2 protein-coding genes are annotated in these 1,669 nt (G+C 68.7%); both read right to left on the minus strand.

Annotated features, from left to right (window positions below; genetic code table 11):
* Positions 1 to 4: 4 nt before the first annotated feature.
* Complete coding sequence (locus ACE3P2_RS17030) at positions 5 to 949, minus strand: electron transfer flavoprotein subunit alpha/FixB family protein (RefSeq protein WP_374266650.1); 945 nt, start codon at positions 947 to 949, stop codon at positions 5 to 7.
* The gene (locus ACE3P2_RS17035; protein WP_374266652.1) at positions 949 to 1,668 is read right to left on the minus strand and encodes an electron transfer flavoprotein subunit beta/FixA family protein; all 720 of its coding nucleotides are present in this window, start codon (positions 1,666 to 1,668) and stop codon (positions 949 to 951) included. Before ACE3P2_RS17035 ends, ACE3P2_RS17030 begins: the two co-directional genes overlap by 1 nt.
* Position 1,669 lies beyond the last annotated feature (1 nt).

A 1,669-nucleotide genomic window follows, 5' to 3' on the forward strand; every position in this document is an offset into this window, starting at 1 on the left:
GATCCTATCCCTTAACCTTGGCGATTTCCGCCTTGAGTTCAGGGATGACGGTGTTGATATCGCCGACGAGGCCGTAGTCCGCCACCTGGAAGATGGGGGCCTCCTCGTCCTTGTTGACGGCGACGATGACCTTGGAGTCCTTCATGCCGGCGAGATGCTGGATGGCGCCGGAGATGCCGAGGGCGACGTACAGCTCGGGGGCGACGACCTTGCCGGTCTGGCCCACCTGCCAGTCGTTCGGGGCATAGCCCGCATCCACCGCGGCGCGCGAGGCGCCCACCGCCGCGCCCAGCGCGTCGGCCAGAGGCTCGATCAGCTCGGCGAACTTCTCCCGCGAGCCCACCGCGCGGCCACCCGACACGATGATCTTCGCGGCGGTCAGCTCGGGACGGTCGGAGGCGGCGATGCTCTCTTCCACGAAGGTGGAGAGCGCCGGGTCGGACGCCGCGCCCACAGTCTCGATGGCGGCCGAGCCGCCTTCGGGCGTGGCGGCGAAGGAGGCGGTGCGCACCGTCACCACCTTCTTGGCGTCGTTGGACTTCACCGTCTGGATGGCGTTGCCGGCATAGATGGGCCGCTCGAACGTGTCGGGCGCCACCACCTTGATGATGTCGGACACCTGCATCACGTCCAAGAGCGCGGCGACGCGCGGCAGCACGTTCTTGGCGCTGGCGGTGGAGGGGCCGACGATGGCGTCGTAGGACCCGGCCAGCGAAACGAGCAGCGCCGCCAGCGGCTCGGCGAGGCGGTGCGCATAGAGCGCATCGTCGGCGAGCAGCACCTTCTCGACGCCCGAGAGCTTCGCGGCGGCCTCGGCCACGCCCTTGGCATTCTGGCCGGCGACCAGCACATGCACCGGCGCGCCCATGGCGGCGGCGGCGGTGAGGGCCTTGGCGGTGACGCCGTTGAGGGCCGAATTGTCGTGTTCGGCAATGAGCAGAACGGCCATCAGATCACCCCCGCCTCATCCTTGAGCTTCGCCACCAGCTCGGCCACCGAGCCCACCTTCACGCCCGCCTTGCGGCCGGCCGGCTCGGCGGTCTTCAGCACCTCGAGCCGGGGGGCGACGTCGACGCCGTAATCGGCCGGCGTCTTCTCGGCGATGGGCTTCTTCTTCGCCTTCATGATGTTGGGGAGCGAGGCGTAGCGCGGCTCGTTGAGGCGCAGGTCCGTCGTGACGATGGCCGGGCCGTTGAGCTTGAGGGTCTGCAGGCCGCCGTCGATCTCGCGGGTGACGAGAGCGCCGCCGTCCTCCACCACGACCTTGGAGGCGAAGGTGGCCTGAGGCCAGCCCAGAAGCGCCGCCAGCATCTGGCCGGTCTGGTTGCAGTCGTCGTCGATGGCCTGCTTGCCGAGGATCACGAGGCCGGGGGCTTCCTCGCCCACCACGCCCTTGAGAATCTTGGCGACGGCGAGCGGCTCGACCACGCCGTCGGTCTTCACCAGGATGCCGCGGTCGGCACCCATGGCCAGCGCCGTGCGCAGCGTCTCGGAGGCCTGGGCCGGTCCGATGGACACCGCAATCACTTCGGTCGCCTTGCCGGCTTCCTTGAGGCGCAGCGCCTCTTCCACCGCGATCTCGTCGAACGGGTTCATGGACATCTTGACGTTGGCCAGCTCCACGCCCGACCCGTCAGACTTCACCCGGACCTTAACGTTGTAATCCACC

The organism is Zoogloea sp., from assembly GCF_041911615.1.
GTDB lineage: Bacteria > Pseudomonadota > Gammaproteobacteria > Burkholderiales > Rhodocyclaceae > Zoogloea.

Coding starts and splice junctions, on each gene's coding strand:
- ACE3P2_RS17030 (WP_374266650.1), bottom strand. CDS start 949: ATGGCCGTTCTGCTCATTGCCGAACACGACAATTCGGCCCTCAACGGC.